Below are 14767 nucleotides of genomic sequence, written 5' to 3' on the forward strand. Positions count from 1 at the left end.
CAGTACCGTCCGTGCCACCGGACCGGAGGTATAGGTGGACACGACACAGCTGCTCAAGGGCGTGCTGGACCTCGCCGTCCTCGCCGTCCTCGACGACGAGGACGGCTACGGCTACGACGTCGTCCGGCGGCTGCGCGCCGCCGGGCTGGACGACGTCGCGGACGCCTCCGTGTACGGGACGCTGCGCCGGCTGTTCGCCGCCGGGCACCTCACGTCCTACGTCGTCCCCTCCGTCGAGGGGCCGCACCGCAAGTACTACGGCCTGAACGCCTCGGGCCGCGCCGAGCTGGACGCCGCGGCGAAGACCTGGTCGGGGTTCGCCGACACGATGGCGGCCCTGCTGGCCGCCCGGAAGGAGGTGGCGGCATGACCGCCGACCCGCACGCCGGGCCCGACGTCGAGGTGCGTGCCTACGCCCGCCAGGTGCGCGCCGCGCTGGCGGACCTGCCGGCCGCGCGCGTGGCCGAGCTGCTGGAGGACCTGGAGGAGCACCTCGTCGAGGTCGCCGCCGAGGGTGGCGAACCGCTGGCCGACCGGCTCGGACCCGCGTCCGGGTACGCGGCCGAGCTGCGCCGCTCCGCCGGTCTGGGTGAGCCGCCCGCGGCCGGTGCCCCGGCCGGGCCGGCGCGCACCCCCTGGCACGCCGAGCTGACCGCCGGCCTCGCCCGGGCGCAGCGCTCCCGGCCCTGGCTCGCGGTGCAGGAGTTCCTGCCCGAACTGCGGCCCGCCTGGTGGGTGGTGCGCGCCTGGGCGGCCCTGGTGGCCCTCGACGCGCTGCTGCTCGGCAGCACGTCGTTCCCGGTGCCGACGTTCGGCACCAGCCCGCTGATCGGTCTGCTGCTGACGGGCGCCGCCGTCACGTGGTCGGTGCGGCGCGGCCTGCGCGTGCGGGAGGACCCCTCCCTGGGCCGGGCCCGGCTCGCGGTGGCCGGGAACGCGGCCCTGGCGCTGCTCGCGCTGGTGGCGGTCTTCGGCGCGGGCGGCCAGCCGGAGCCGGCCATGGCCTCCTACCCCGGGCCCGAGCCCGGAGACGCGGAGCTGGCGCACGAGGACGGCACGCCGATCACCAACATCCACCCGTACTCGTCGACCGGCGAGCCGCTCGAGGGCGTGCTGCTCTACGACCAGGACGGCCGGCCGATCGACAACCTGGCGGAGTACACCGAGGACGGCGACGAGGTGCAGCGCATCGACGCCGACCCGCCCGCGCCGGCCAACGCCTTCCCGCAGCGGCAGCGGGTGCTGACCTGGGACGAGTTCGGCCGCGAGACCTGGGTCGAGCAGGGTCCCGCACCCGTGGACCCCGCACCCGTGGAGCCGGCCCCCGTGGACCCCGCCCCCGTGGAGCCGGAGCCGGTGGTGCCCACGCCTGTGCAGCCGGTGCCTGCGCCCCCGGCGGAGCCGACGCCCTAGCCCTGGCTCAGGTCAGCGGCGAGTTGTACATCGCGAAGTAGACGGCGATGTAGTGGCAGATCGCGGCGACGACGGTCATCGCGTGGAACACCTCGTGGTAGCCGAACGTCCCCGGCCAGGGGTTGGGCTTCTTCACGCCGTAGGCGATGCCGCCGAGGGTGTAGAGCACCCCGCCGACCGCCAGCAGCACCAGCGAGGCGACGCCCGCGAAGTGCAGGATGTCGGTCAGGACGAACACCGCGACCCAGCCCAGGGCGATGTAGAGCGGCACCCCCACCCAGCGCGGCGCGGTCGGCCAGGTCATCTTCAGCGTCACGCCGCAGAGCGCCCCGATCCACACCACGGCCAGCACCCAGAACCCGGTCACCTGGTCGACGGCGAGCAGCGCGAACGGCGTGTAGGTGCCGGCGATGAACAGGAAGATCATCGAGTGGTCGAGCCGCTTCATGATCCGCCAGCCGCGCGGTGACCAGCGGCGGCGGTGGTACAGGGCGCTGACGCCGAACAGCCCGCAGATGGCGAGGCAGTAGAGGGTGACCGAGAGGCCGGCGCGGGCGCTCTCGACGTAGGCCAGCGGGATCAGCACCGCGCCCGCGACGATCGCGCCGAAGAACGAGAAAAGGTGCAGCCAGCCGCGCATCCGGGGCCGGGTGTCGGGGTGGTTCCAGTCCGGGTCGGCGAAGTCCTCGGCGGTCCACGCGCGCTCGACCTGCGCACCCTCCTCGAGGACGGCGGCGACCGCCTGGCCGCGCGGCGCCTCGAGCTCGGCGCTGTCGGCCTCCACCCGGACGGGTTCGCGATCGGGGGGTGACGGGGTGGTCATGGGCCGAGGTTACGGAGCCGTAGGTCCGGCGTCATCCGCACCGCATGTGAGCTTGCTGCCAGGGGAGCCGTGCCGCCCCCACGGGGACGCCGGCCGGGGCCTAGGGTGAGCGGTCGTGGGTGTGCGGCGCAGCGTCCGGGACGCGCTGACCCGTGTCTACGAGTACCGGCTGGCCCGTGCCCTCGTCGGCGCGGAGCTCCCGCGGCACGTCGGCGTGATCATGGACGGCAACCGGCGCTGGGCCCGCTCGATCGGCCTGGAGGACGTCGCCCACGGGCACCGCCGCGGCGCCAGCAAGATCGTGGACCTGCTGGGCTGGTGCGACGACGCCGGCGTGCAGGTGGTCACGCTGTTCATGCTCTCCACCGACAACCTGCGCCGCCCCGAGCCGGAGCTCAGCGCGCTGCTGCGGATCATCGAGGACGTCGCCGCGGATCTCGCCGGCCCGGGCCGCCGGTGGCGGATCAACTCGATGGGCGCCTCGGAGGTGCTGCCGCCGGAGACCGTCGCCGTCCTCAAGCAGGCGGAGGAGGACACCCGGGACCGGCCGGGCGCCGTGGTGAACCTCGCCGTCGGCTACGGCGGGCGGCGGGAGATCGCCGACGCGGTGCGCTCGCTGCTGGCCGAGCACGCGGCCCGCGGCACGTCGCTGGACGACCTGGTCGAGGCCCTCGAGGTCGAGCACATCGCCGAGCACCTCTACACCCGCGGCCAGCCCGACTGCGACCTGGTGATCCGGACCAGCGGCGAGCAGCGGATGTCGGGGTTCCTGCTCTGGCAGACGGCGAACGCCGAGTTCCACTTCACCGACGTCTACTGGCCGGACTTCCGCCGGGTGGACTTCCTGCGTGCGCTGCGCGACTACTCGGCCCGGCACCGCCGCTTCGGCGAGTAGCCGCGGGCTGCCAGACTGCTGCGCATGAGCGCCGGAGCCCTCGACCTGCCCGCCGAGTACGTGCGGCTGGGGCTGCGGTTCGACCGACTCGAGCCCGGTTTCGTCGACGCCTTCACCGGTGATCCGCGCACCCGGGCGCAGGTGCGCGACGAGCCCGCCCCGACGCCGCAGCAGCTGCGCGACCGGGCGCGGGAGCTGCTCCGCGAGCTGGACGCGGCCGAGCTGCCGGCCGACCGGACGGCGTTCCTGCGCGGCCAGCTGACCGGCCTGGAGTGCAGCGCCCGCAAGCTCAGCGGCGAGCCGGTCCCCTTCGTCGAGGAGGTGTCCCGCTACTTCCAGGTCGACGTCACCCTCGGCGACGAGGCCACCTACGCGGCCGCGCACGCCGAGCTCGACGCGCTGCTGCCCGGCACCGGGTCGCTGACGGAGCGGTACGCGGCCCACCGCCGCCGGGAGGAGTGCCCGCCGGACCGCCTCGAGGCCGCGGTGCACGCCCTGTCCAGCGCCCTGCGCGACCGCGTCCGGGGGCAGTACGGCCTGCCGGAATCGGAGACCGTGCGGTACGAGGTGGTCACCGACAAGCCGTGGTCGGGCTTCAACTACTACGAGGGCGACTTCCGGTCGCGGGTCGCGATCAACGCCGACCTGCCGCACCGGCTCTCCCAGCTCGTCCACCTGGTCGCCCACGAGTCCTACCCCGGGCACCACACCGAGCACTGCCGCAAGGAGCGCGGACTGGTCGAGCGCGCCGGCCGGGTGGAGCACACGGTGTTCCTGGTCAACACCCCCGAGTGCCTCATGGCCGAGGGGCTGGCCGACCTCGGCGTGGAGGCGGCGATCGGCGACGGGTGGGGGCCGTGGTCGGCGGAGATCCTCGGCGACCTCGGGCTGCGCTTCGACGGGCACCTGGCCGAGCGGATCGCCGCGGCCGCCGCGCCGCTGAACCGGGTGCGCCAGGACGCCGCGATCCTGCTGCACGACCGCGGAGCGGACGCCGACGAGGTGGCGGCCTACCTGCAGCGGTGGTCGCTCGTGGCCGGCGACCGGGCCCGGCAGCAGATCCGCTTCCTCACCGATCCGCTGTGGCGGGCCTACATCTCCACGTACGTCGAGGGCTTCGGGCTGCTCGCGCGCTGGCTGGACGGCGCGGCCGGCGGATCAGCCCGCCGCTGACCGCTTCCTCCGGTTGCTCGACGAGCCGCTGACGCCGGCCGCCGTCGCCGGCGAGCTCGCGGCCGCCTGAGCGCCGTGCGCCGCCGCTCCGCCACGCAGGCCCGGGTCCTCGGGCTGTGGACGGCGGGCTGGCTCGCCGTCTTCCTGGTCGTCGGCATGGTGCGGCTGGGGGAGCCGTCGGTGCAGTGGCCGGTGCTCGCCGTCCCGCTGCTCTGGGCGCTGGTGGCGCTCCGCCCGCGCCGGGCGGCGCGGAACGGGGTCACGGACGACGAGGACGGCTGGGACGACGACTGGGACGACGACTGGGACGACGACGCCTGGGACGACGGCGACGGGAACTGGGACGACGGCCACCCTCCCCACCCGCCCGCCGGGTACCGCACCGACACCGTCGAGCGCCCCGCCGTCCGGCCGCCGTGGGAGCCGGGGCATCGCTGGGACGGCTGAGGCGGTTGTGCTCCGTCGGGTGAAGACGTCAGGTTTCGCGGCGTGGTGCGCCGCCTTCCTGTCGGTGGCAGGTCCTAGCGTCCGCGGTGAGCGGCCCGGAACTGCCCGTGCCGCTCACGGGAGGCCCGGATGGTGCTGACGAACTCGTCGACCAGGGAGGCCGGCACCCGGCCTCCGAGCCGGGGCCCGGCCACCTTCGAGCAGGGGCGCGCGCAGCGCCCTCCGGGAGCCGACACGTGAATCCTCGCCGCACGTACGTCCTCGACACCTCCGTCCTGCTATCCGACCCGGGTGCGCTGCTGCGCTTCGGGAACTCCGACGTGGTGCTCCCGCTCGTGGTCATCGGTGAGCTGGAGGACAAGCGCGACCACCCGGAGCTGGGCTGGTTCGCCCGCCAGTCGCTGCGCATGCTCGACGACCTCCGCGTGCGGCACGGGCGGCTCGACGCCCCGGTGCCGGTGGGGGATGCGGGCGGCACGCTGCACGTCGAGCTCAACCACAGCGACCCCGCGGTGCTGCCGGCCGGGTTCCGGCACGACTCCAACGACAGCCGGATCATGGTCGTGGCGCTCAACCTGCGGGCCGAGGGCCGCGACGTCCGGCTGATCACCAAGGACGTGCCGCTGCGGGTCAAGGCGGCCGCGGTCGGGCTGGCCACCGACGAGTACCGCGTGCACGACGCCGTCGACACGGGGTGGACCGGCATGGCGGAGGTCCACCTCGAGGACGACGCACTGGCGGAGCTCTACGAGGCCGGCGAGCTGTTCGTGCCGGCGGCCGCGGAGCTGCCCACGCACACCGGGCTGGTGCTGGCCTCCGCCCGCGGCTCGGCGCTGGGCCGGGTGCTGCCGGACAAGCACGTCCGCCTGGTGCGCGGCGACCGCGAGGCGTTCGGCCTGCACGGCCGCTCGGCGGAGCAGCGGGTCGCCCTGGACCTGCTGCTGGACCCGGACATCGGCATCGTCTCCCTCGGCGGCCGGGCGGGCACCGGCAAGTCGGCGCTGGCGCTGTGCGCGGGCCTGGAGTCGGTGATGGAGCGGCGGGCGCACAAGAAGGTCGTCGTCTTCCGGCCGCTCTACGCCGTCGGCGGGCAGGAGCTCGGCTACCTGCCGGGCACCGAGGGGGACAAGATGTCGCCCTGGGCGCAGGCGGTCTACGACACCCTCGGCGCGCTGGTCTCCACCGCGGTGCTGGACGAGATCGCCGACCGCGGCCTGATCGAGGTGCTGCCGCTCACCCACATCCGCGGCCGCTCGCTGCACGACTCGTTCGTCATCGTCGACGAGGCGCAGTCGCTGGAGCGCGGCGTGCTGCTCACCGTGCTCTCCCGGCTGGGTGCCGGCTCACGGGTGGTCCTCACCCACGACGTCGCGCAGCGGGACAACCTGCGGGTCGGCCGGCACGACGGCATCGCCGCGGTGGTGGAGAACCTCAAGGGGCACCCGCTGTTCGCGCACCTCACGCTGACCCGCTCGGAGCGCTCGCCGATCGCCGCGCTGGTCACCGAGATGCTGGAGGACCTGCCGCTCTGAGCCGGGCGGGCCGCGGGCTCAGGCCGCGGGTCCGCCCTCGGCCGGCTCCGCAGCCGCGGGGTCGGCCGGGGTGCGGGCGGACGTGCGGGCGGGCGTCCGCGCGGGCGCGGGGGGCGCGCTCGCCCAGCGCAGCAGCGCCACCGCCGCCCAGCCGGCGGCCAGGCACCACGGCACCCGGAGGGCCACCTCCTCGGCGGTGAAGTCCCCGCGCACGCCCAGCGCGAGCACCGGCAGGGCCAGCAGGAAGCCGACCAGCAGCACGTCCCACCGGAGCGGGCTCATGCCGGCGCGCTCTCCAGGCGCTCGCAGAGGACCGAGGCCCAGCGGTGCGGGGTGGCCCGCACGCCGTCGACGACGGCGACCGGCACGGCCACGCGGTCCAGCACGGCGGCCGGATCGGCGGAGAGATCGGTGTCCTGGACGACCAGCGCGTCCACGCGGGCCAGGCCGCCGAGCCAGTGCTCGAGGTCCTCGGGCTTGCGGGTGGCCTCGACGACCGCCCACACCGCGACCGGCGACCAGATGGCCAGCATCTGGGTCATCCAGTAGGCGTCGGTGCGCAGCGGCGCGTCCACGGCCACGACGGTCACCGTGCCGGACGTCGCGGCGTCCTGCCGGCGGCGCAGCGCGGCGTCGATCGTGGCCATCCGGGCGGCCTCGGGGGCCAGGCCCGCGAGGTCGCCGCGGCTGGCCCACTGCACGCGGTCGGGGTCCAGCCGCAGGGTGGCGGCCAGCGAGCGGGCGGTGCGCAGCGTCTCGATGCCGGGGCCGACGACGAACAGCACGTCCCCGGCACCGGTGGGCAGCTCCGGCGCCTCCGGCAGCCGGTTCCCGAGGGCGCGGGTGAGCGCGGCGTAGGTGCCGTCGGCCTCGACATCGGCGAGGAACGCGGCGTCGAGCAGGTCGTCGGGGACACCGAGGGCGGAGAGCCGGGAGACCACCTCGGCCGGCGTGCGCGGCGGGGCGATGCGGACCCGGGCCGGGCGGGCCGGCACGGCGGCCGGCAGCACCGGGGTGTCCAGCAGACCCGGCGCGTCGGCCTCGAGGAGGGCGGCGAGGCCGGCCAGGCCGGTCAGCTCGGAGAGCTCCGGCGTCTCGGGCGTCGCCATGAGCGGCGCCACGGGGAGCCGGGTCACGGTGGCGAGCGACTCGCTCGTGCCGGCGGAGGACGACGGGCGCGGGGGAGCGGCGGTCGCGGACGGACCGCCGGCGCCGCGGGCCTGCGTCGGCGGCACCGGCGGGCGGCCACCGCGCGGCGGCACCGGCGGGAGGCCCCGGCCACGCGACGACGACCCGGGCAGGAGCGACAGGGGCGGCAGGACGGTGGTGGCGTCCATGGCCGCCGGCGGGGTCAGCGGCGCCGGGTCGCTGGCGGTGCGGGCGAGCACGGGGGCGACCTCGACGTCGAGGGAGGTGGCGGGGTCCTCGGCGACGGCCTCGTCGGCGACCGAGTCCTCGGCGACGGCCTGCCCGGTGGCGAGCTCCTCGACGGCGGGCGCGACCTCCTCGGCGGCACCGAACAGCGCGGGCACCTCGACGGCCTCGGTTGCGGGCAGCGGGGCGTCGAGCGGCGTGCCGGGCAGCGACGCCGCCGGGGAGGCGGTCCGCGGCGCATCGGCCCACATGAGGGCGTCGACGGGTGCGGGGGTCGCGGTGGCCGGAGCGGCGACCTCGCCCCACAGCTGCACGGGGGGCGACGTCACCGGAGCGGCCGGGGCCACCGGCGCGGCGGGGGTGGCGGGGCCGAACAGGTGGAACGCGGGGACGGCGGCGGGCTCGGCGACGGGCACCTCGACCTCGGTCTCGGCTTCGGCCTCGACCGCGGGCTGCTCGACGGTGGGCTCCTCGGCCTCGGCGACGGGCTCCTCCACCACGGGCTGCTCGACCGGTGCAATCGGCTCGGGCAGCACGTCCTGCGGCGCGTCGCCGGCGACGACCTTGCGCAGGATGCCGGCGAGGGCGTCGTCGGAGTGCCCCTCGGCCAGCGCGGCGCGCAGCACCTCGGCGATGGCGTCCTCGCGGGACACCGGCTCGGCGGCAGCGGACTCGGTGGCGACCGGCTCGGTCAGGAACGACGGCAGGACGGGCTCCACCTCGAACGACGGGCTCTCGAACGACGGCGCCTCGAACGACGGGGTCTCGAACGACGGCAGCTCGAACGGCTCGTCCGCCCAGGAACCGACCTCGACCCGCTCGACGACCGACGGAGAGGGCGGCGCGATGACCTGGTCTCCCACCGTTTCCTCCTCCTGGCCGGTCGCGACCGGCAGCTCTGCAGACGTGCTCGTGCTCGCGGGCGCCGGGACGTCCCGCTCCGCGTCGGACCGGACGCCGTCCGAGGTCTCCAGCGCCTCCCGGACGGCGTGCTGCACGTCCCGGTCGCCGGCGACCATCCGCGCCAGCGCGGCGGTGAACGGCGAGGGCGCACCGGCCACCGGTGCCGCCGGGACGACGGACGGTGCGACGTCGTCGTGCTCGTCCTCGGCCGGCGAGGCCGGGGCCACGCGGGTGCGGGTGGTGCGCGGGAAGCTGGCGGGGGCCACGCCGAACCGGGACACCGGTTCGTCGTCCTCGTCGGCGGGCGACCAGGCCGGGCGCGGGGCCGAGGGCTGCGACGGCAGGCCGAGCAGGCCGGCCAGCTCGTCGACGCGGAGGTCGTCGGCGAGCCCGGGCACCCGGCCGGCACCGACCGGCGCCGGGGTGGCGCGCGGAGCCGGCGCGAGCGGTGCGGGGTTGCCGGTGCGCGCGGCCTCGGCGGCCCACGCGGCGGCGCCGTTGCGCGGCGGGGCGGTGCGGGCGCGCGGGGGAGCGGCGGTGGCGAGGGCGGCGGCGGCCAGCGGCGACCCGTAGGCGGCCAGCGAGCCGGTGTCGGGGTCCTCGGTCAGGGCGCCGGCGGGGCGGGCGGGCGCGGCGACGGGCAGTCCGGGGAGGCCGGGCAGGCCGGCCGGCTCGGGCGCCACCTCGGCGACGTAGCGCTCGGTCGCGAAGAACCCGAGCACGCCGCCGGAGCGGATGCGGCGGACGCCGACGACCCGCGCCGCCGGGCCGAACTGCTCGTGCGCGGCCGCGATCGCGTCGTCCCGCGTCGCTGCCTCAACGGATCGCAACGGCACCGCTCACCACTCCCAGCGATTCGATCTGAGCCGTCCGGGACACCTCGGCGTAGGAGATGACCGGGAGGCGGGGCAGGACCTGGCGCATGAGCCGCGCCAGGGCGGAACGGACCTGCGGCGAGCACACGAGGACCGGGGAGAGACCCTGGCGCTCGGCCTCCTCGAGCAACCCGCTGCAGCCCACGACGAGCGCGTCGACCGCGCCGGCGTCGAGGGCGAGGACGGCGCCGGCCTCGCTCTGCCGCAGCGACTCGAGGAGCCGCTGCTCGAAGCCCGGATCCAGGGTGAAGACGTGCAGGCGCTCGTCCGGCGTCACGTACGGGTGGCTGATCGCCGAGCCGAGTGCGCCGCGCGCGGCCTCGACCAGCCCGTCCAGGTCGGTCGACTGCTTCGCACGCACCGAGAGTGCCTCGAAGATGCGCACCAGGTCCCGGATCGACACACCCTCTTCGAGCAACGCGTGCAACACCCGTTGCACCTCTCCCAGGGTGAGCAGGGCGGGGGTCAGTTCCTCGACGACGACGGGGTGCGTGCGGCGGATCATCTCGACGAGCAGCCGCACGTCCTCCCGGCCGAGCAGGTCCGCGGCGTTCTGGCGGACGACCTCGGCCAGGTGCGTGGTGATCACCGAGGAGCGGTCGACGACGGTGGCGCCGGCCATCTCCGCGGCGCGCTGCAGCTCGAGGGGGACCCACTTGGCGGCCAGCCCGAAGACCGGCTCGCGGGTCGCCTTGCCGGGCAGCCCGTCGAGGTTGTCGCCGATGGCGAGCACGGTGCCGGCGGGGGAGATGCCCTTGGCAGCCGGGACGCCGTTGAGCCAGATGACGTACTGCGAGCCCTGCAGGTCGAGGTTGTCGCGGGTGCGGACCAGGGGGATGACCAGGCCGGTCTCCATGGCGACCTTCCGGCGCAGCGCCTTGACCCGGTCGAGCAGGTCGCCGCCGCGGGAGGTGTCGACCAGCTCCACCAGGTCGTAGGCGACCTCGAGCTCCAGCGGGTCGACCCGCATCTTCTCGACGATCGCCTCGGGGGAGTCCGGCTGCGGCTCGGCGTCGGCGGCGGCCGCCGCGGCCTCGGCGTCCTCGTCGACGACGGGGGTCTCGGTCATGCGGGCGGCGGCGAGGAGGAACAGCCCGCCGACGAGCAGGAACGGCAGCTTGGGCAGGCCGGGGATGAGGCACAGCGCGAGAGCGGCGCCGCCGGCGATGCGGACCGGCTGCTTGAACCGGCCGAGCTGGGCGATCAGGTCGGTGCCCATGTCGCCCTCGGTGGCCGACCGGGTGACGATGATGCCGGTCGCCGTCGACATCAGCAGTGCCGGGATCATCGAGACCAGGCCGTCGCCGACGGTCAGCAGCGAGTAGGTCGAGACCGCCTCGCCGGGGGCCATGCCCCGCTGCATCATGCCGATCGCGAACCCGCCGATCAGGTTGACCAGCGTGATGATGATGCCGGCGATGGCGTCGCCCTTGACGAACTTGGACGCACCGTCCATGGAGCCGTAGAAGTCGGCCTCGGCGGTGACCTCGTGGCGGCGCTTGCGCGCCTGCGACTCGTTGATCAGCCCGGCGTTCAGGTCGGCGTCGATCGCCATCTGCTTGCCCGGCATGGCGTCGAGGGTGAAGCGGGCGCCGACCTCGGCCACGCGGCCGGCGCCGTTGGTGATGACCACGAACTGGACCACGGTGAGGATCACGAAGATCACCAGGCCGACGACCAACGAGCCGGAGATGACGATGTGCCCGAAGGCCTCGATCACCTTGCCGGCGTAGCCGTCGGTGAGGACCAGCCGCGTCGAGGAGACGTTGAGGGCCAGCCGGAACAGCGTGGCGATGAGCAGCAGCGACGGGAAGACCGCGAAGTCCAGCGGCTTCCGGATCTGCATGGCCACCAGCAGGACCAGCAGCGCGATCGCCAGGTTCAGGCCGATCAGCAGGTCCATGAGGGCGGCCGGCATCGGCACGACCAGCATGAGCACGATCGCGACGACGCCGACGGGCACCGCGGCCTTGCTGATGCCCTTCACGCGCGCTCCACCGGGGGCGCGGACGGCAGGGGCTGGCTCACGCCCCCTTCATCGGCAGGTCCGGGCGCACCCGGTACCGCGCGGTCAGGCGGCGGGCGCGACGGCGCGGCGGCGGCCGGCCTTGGGCAGGTCGGTGGTGTCCGGCGGCTCGAAGCCGGGACGGTGCAGCCCGCCGCGCACCCCGCGGGCTCCCAGGTGCATGACGAAGGCGAGCACGCGGGCGACGGCGGTGAACAGCTGCGGCGGCACCTCCTGGCCGAGGTCGCAGGAGGCGTGCAGCGCCCGGGCCAGCGGGATGTCCTGCACCATCGGCACCCGCGCCTCGGCCGCGACCTCGCGGAGCTTCGCCGCGACCTCGCCCGCGCCCTTGGCCACGACCCGCGGCGCGCCCTTGGCGGCCTCGTACTTCAGCGCCACGGCGACGTGGGTGGGGTTGACCAGCAGGACGTCGGCCTCGGCGACCTCGGCCATCATCCGGTTCCGCGACATCGACATCTGCACGCCGCGGCGGTGGGCCTTCATGTGCGGGTCGCCCTCGGCCTGCTTGTTCTCCTGGGTGATCTCGTACTTGCTCATCTTGAGCTGCTTCATCATCTTCTTGCGGACGACGAGGTAGTCGGCGATCGCCAGCACCAGGCCGGTCATCGCGACCACGCGGAACATGAGGATCGCCGAGTCGACGAACACGTCCACCACCGCCGAGAGCGGCAGGGAGCCGGCCGACGAGACCAGGGTCTGCGCGCGGTCGCTGGTCACCACGACGACCACCGCGAGCGCGACGGTCTTGATCAGCGCCTTGGTCACCTCCCAGAGCCCCTGGGTGCCGAACATGCGCTTCAGGCCGGTCATCGGGTTGAACTTCTTCAGCGTCGGCTTCATCCCCTTCGTGGCGAAGGTGATGCCGCCCTGGGTCGCCGAGGAGACGATGCCGACGACCATCAGCGCGAGGGCCAGCGGCAGCACCGTCGTCATGAAGGCCGTCAGGGAGTGCCCGAGCAGGGGCGGGATCATCGCCGTCTCCGGGTGCTCGGCCACCCGCCTGATCTGCACGAACAGCTGCTGGACCTCCTGGAAGCCGGTGCCGGCGATGATCGGCAGCAGCACGCTGGCCGCCGCCATGCCCGCCCAGGTGCCCAGCTCCTGGGTGCGCGGGATCTGCCCCTCCTTGCGCGCCTTCTTCAGGCGCTGGGGAGTGGGCTTCTCGGTCTTCTCACCGCCGGGACCGTCCTTAGCCACGGGACACCGCCACGGGTCACCCGCTCCGCAGCGAGGTCATGGCCTGCACGCCGTGCTCGAGCAGCGCGTCCAGCGCCGGCGGGAGCAGCGGGAAGGTGAGGCCCAGCATCAGCAGCGTCAGCATGATCTTCACCGGGAAGCCGAAGGCGAAGATGTTGAGCGCGGGGGCGGCGCGGCTGAGCAGGGCGAGCGCGACGTCGGCCAGCAGGAGCACGGCCACCATCGGCCCGGCGATCTGCAGCGCGGCCAGGAACATCATCGACACGGCCTGGATGAGCACCGCGCCGAGCTGGTCGACCGGCACCTCGCCCCCGACCGGCATCCCCTCGTAGGAGGTCGCGAACCCCTTCACCAGCAGCAGGTGGCCGCCGCTGGTGAACAGCAGCGTGGTGGCCAGCAGGTAGTGCAGCCGGCCGATGGTGGCGTTCTGCGTCATCGCCAGCGGGTCGTACGCCGGCTGCAGCGAGAAGCCGCCGGTCACGTCGATGAGGTCGCCGGCCATCTGGACGGCGGTGAACAGCAGCTGCACGACGAAGCCCAGCGCCGCACCGATGACCACCTCGGTGACGGCGGCGACGACGACAAACCCGGCGGTCGGCTCGGGCAGGGTCGGTGCGAGTCTGCGTCGACAGCAGCATCGACAGCGCCAGCGCCAGCGCGCCCTTGACCGGCCCGGGGATCGTGCGCGAGTTGAACGGCGGCGCCAGCAGCACGAAGCCGGCTGCCCGGGCGGTGCCGAGCAGCAGCGCCACCAGGGTGACCGCGGGGACCGAGAGGTCCATGGCTCAGGTCCGGTCGAGCAGTCGTGGCAGCTGGTCGAACAGGTGCTCGGTGAAGTCCACCAGCGAGGAGAGGACCCAGTTGCCGGTCAGCAGCAGCGCGATGGCCACGGCGATCATCTTGGGGACGAACGACAGGGTCGCTTCCTGGATCTGCGTGGCCGCCTGGAACAGCGAGATCAGGAAGCCGACGGCCAGCGCCGTGAGCAGGATGGGCGCGGCGATCTTGGCCGCCAGCACCATCGTCTCCAGCGCGATCTCGGTGACATCGGTGTCGCTCACGGGTCAGCCACCCCCGTACGAGCCGACGAGGGCCGTGGTGATCAGCGACCAGCCGTCGACCACCACGAACAGCAGCAGCTTGAACGGCAGCGAGACGATCGTGGGCGGCACCATCATCATGCCCATCGACATGAGCGAGGCGCTGACCAGCATGTCGAGCACCAGGAACGGGATGAAGACGACCAGCCCGATGATGAAGGCGCTCTTGAGCTCCGAGAGGACGAACGCCGGGACGAGCGTCGTCATGCTGACCGCGCTCGCGTCGGCGGGCGCCTCCTCGCCGGAGAGGCCGATCATCAGCTTGAGCTCGTCCTCGCGGGTGTTGCTCAGCAGGAACTCGCGCAGCGGGACGACGCCGGCCTCGTAGGCCTGCGAGACCGTCACGGTGCCGTCCATGTAGGGCTGGATCGCCACCTCGTTGATGTCGCCGAGCACCGGCCCCATCACGAACAGGGTCAGGAACAGCGCCAGGCCGGTGAGCACCTGGTTGGGCGGCGAGGTCGGCAGCCCCAGCGCGTTCCGGGTGATGCCCAGGACGACGATGATCTTCGTGAACGATGGTCGCCAGCAGCAGCACCGACGGCGCCACCGACAGCACGGTGATCGCCAGGATGAGCGTGATCGAGGTGCTCGCCGAGCCGCCGCCGATCGAGATGTCCACGCCGCCGTCGGCCCCGCCGACGGCGGGCACGGTCGGGTCGGTCGGAGCGGTGGGGTCGGTGGGCGCCGCGGCGGCGGGCCCGGCGGCGAGCACCGCCGCGAACCCGGCCAGCAGCGTCAGCAGCAGGACGAGCGTCGCCCGCCACCGTGCTGCGGGCCGCCGCTGGAGCGGGGCGGTCATGACCGGCGGACCGTCCGCTCGCGGAGCTGGTGGACCAGGTTGCCCCAGCCGTCGCGGTCGAGGACCGAGCCGGCGAGCGGGCCGGTCGAGGACCGGGCGACCAGGGTGGAGGTGGCGGTGGGGGAGTCCGCGGCCGGCTCGCCGGCGGGAGCCAGGCGCACCGGGTTCCGCTCGCGCAGCGCGGCGTCCACGGTCTCGGGGTCGAGC

15 protein-coding genes and 1 pseudogene are annotated in these 14767 nt (G+C 74.4%); 6 read left to right on the plus strand and 10 right to left on the minus strand.

The window, feature by feature from the left end:
* Positions 1-34 precede the first annotated feature (34 nt).
* Together JKP75_RS02760 and JKP75_RS02765 are read left to right on the plus strand one after the other, a co-directional pair.
* Positions 35-370 carry a PadR family transcriptional regulator gene (locus JKP75_RS02760; RefSeq protein WP_200489287.1) on the plus strand — a complete coding sequence of 112 codons (336 nt, stop codon included), beginning with the start codon at positions 35-37 and terminating at the stop codon, positions 368-370.
* A complete protein-coding gene (locus JKP75_RS02765) occupies positions 367-1413 on the plus strand; it encodes a hypothetical protein (RefSeq protein ID WP_200489286.1) in 1047 nt (348 codons plus the stop codon). The genes JKP75_RS02760 and JKP75_RS02765 overlap by 4 nt, the downstream gene beginning before the upstream one ends.
* 7 nt (positions 1414-1420) lie before the next feature.
* Here JKP75_RS02765 and JKP75_RS02770 read toward each other — a convergent pair whose 3' ends face one another.
* Complete coding sequence (locus JKP75_RS02770) at positions 1421-2236, minus strand: hemolysin III family protein (protein WP_200489285.1); 816 nt, start codon at positions 2234-2236, stop codon at positions 1421-1423.
* A gap of 115 nt (positions 2237-2351) precedes the next feature.
* Between JKP75_RS02770 and JKP75_RS02775 the strand changes: the two genes are divergently transcribed.
* The 4 genes from JKP75_RS02775 (at position 2352) to JKP75_RS02790 (ending at position 6283) form a co-directional block, all read left to right on the plus strand.
* Positions 2352-3131, plus strand: coding sequence for an isoprenyl transferase (locus JKP75_RS02775; protein WP_200489284.1), 780 nt, complete (start codon positions 2352-2354; stop codon positions 3129-3131).
* 24 nt (positions 3132-3155) lie between these two features.
* A complete protein-coding gene (locus JKP75_RS02780; RefSeq protein ID WP_242472748.1) occupies positions 3156-4304 on the plus strand; it encodes a DUF885 domain-containing protein in 1149 nt (382 codons plus the stop codon).
* 75 nt (positions 4305-4379) lie between these two features.
* The gene (locus JKP75_RS02785) at positions 4380-4751 is read left to right on the plus strand and encodes a hypothetical protein (protein WP_200489282.1); all 372 of its coding nucleotides are present in this window, start codon (positions 4380-4382) and stop codon (positions 4749-4751) included.
* Between the two features lie 236 nt (positions 4752-4987).
* Positions 4988-6283: a PhoH family protein gene (locus tag JKP75_RS02790; RefSeq protein ID WP_200492749.1), complete on the plus strand. Its 1296-nt coding sequence runs from the start codon at positions 4988-4990 to the stop codon at positions 6281-6283.
* Positions 6284-6301: 18 nt separating this feature from the next.
* Here JKP75_RS02790 and JKP75_RS02795 read toward each other — a convergent pair whose 3' ends face one another.
* From JKP75_RS02795 to JKP75_RS20270, 9 genes and pseudogenes are all read right to left on the minus strand, one after another.
* Complete coding sequence (locus JKP75_RS02795) at positions 6302-6565, minus strand: hypothetical protein (RefSeq protein WP_200489281.1); 264 nt, start codon at positions 6563-6565, stop codon at positions 6302-6304.
* Positions 6562-9396, minus strand: a complete 2835-nt coding sequence (locus JKP75_RS02800; protein WP_200489280.1) for a hypothetical protein — start codon at positions 9394-9396, stop codon at positions 6562-6564. Before JKP75_RS02800 ends, JKP75_RS02795 begins: the two co-directional genes overlap by 4 nt.
* A complete protein-coding gene (gene flhA / locus JKP75_RS02805; RefSeq protein WP_200489279.1) occupies positions 9377-11422 on the minus strand; it encodes a flagellar biosynthesis protein FlhA in 2046 nt (681 codons plus the stop codon). The genes JKP75_RS02800 and flhA overlap by 20 nt, the downstream gene beginning before the upstream one ends.
* 84 nt (positions 11423-11506) lie before the next feature.
* Complete coding sequence (locus JKP75_RS02810; RefSeq protein WP_200489278.1) at positions 11507-12658, minus strand: flagellar biosynthesis protein FlhB; 1152 nt, start codon at positions 12656-12658, stop codon at positions 11507-11509.
* A gap of 16 nt (positions 12659-12674) precedes the next feature.
* A complete protein-coding gene (locus JKP75_RS02815) occupies positions 12675-13217 on the minus strand; it encodes a flagellar biosynthetic protein FliR (RefSeq protein ID WP_309229459.1) in 543 nt (180 codons plus the stop codon).
* Between the two features lie 121 nt (positions 13218-13338).
* Positions 13339-13440 (minus strand): annotated as a pseudogene (locus tag JKP75_RS22390) (flagellar biosynthetic protein FliR); the annotation flags it as partial.
* A gap of 3 nt (positions 13441-13443) precedes the next feature.
* The gene (gene fliQ, locus JKP75_RS02820; RefSeq protein ID WP_200489276.1) at positions 13444-13719 is read right to left on the minus strand and encodes a flagellar biosynthesis protein FliQ; all 276 of its coding nucleotides are present in this window, start codon (positions 13717-13719) and stop codon (positions 13444-13446) included.
* 3 nt (positions 13720-13722) lie between these two features.
* Entirely contained in the window at positions 13723-14265 is a 543-nt protein-coding gene (gene fliP, locus JKP75_RS20265; RefSeq protein WP_309229675.1) for a flagellar type III secretion system pore protein FliP, read from the minus strand.
* Positions 14266-14556: 291 nt separating this feature from the next.
* Positions 14557-14751: a hypothetical protein gene (locus JKP75_RS20270; protein WP_242472749.1), complete on the minus strand. Its 195-nt coding sequence runs from the start codon at positions 14749-14751 to the stop codon at positions 14557-14559.
* Positions 14752-14767 lie beyond the last annotated feature (16 nt).

Source organism: Blastococcus sp. TML/M2B (assembly GCF_016612865.1).
Classification (GTDB): domain Bacteria; phylum Actinomycetota; class Actinomycetes; order Mycobacteriales; family Geodermatophilaceae; genus Blastococcus.

Excerpts from the sequence above, each read along its gene's own strand:
- JKP75_RS02795 (WP_200489281.1), bottom strand. The coding sequence starts at position 6,565 with ATGAGCCCGCTCCGGTGGGACGTGCTGCTGGTCGGCTTCCTGCTGGCC.
- JKP75_RS02770 (WP_200489285.1), bottom strand. The coding sequence starts at position 2,236 with ATGACCACCCCGTCACCCCCCGATCGCGAACCCGTCCGGGTGGAGGCC.
- JKP75_RS02780 (WP_242472748.1), top strand. The coding sequence starts at position 3,156 with ATGAGCGCCGGAGCCCTCGACCTGCCCGCCGAGTACGTGCGGCTGGGG.
- JKP75_RS02765 (WP_200489286.1), top strand. The coding sequence starts at position 367 with ATGACCGCCGACCCGCACGCCGGGCCCGACGTCGAGGTGCGTGCCTAC.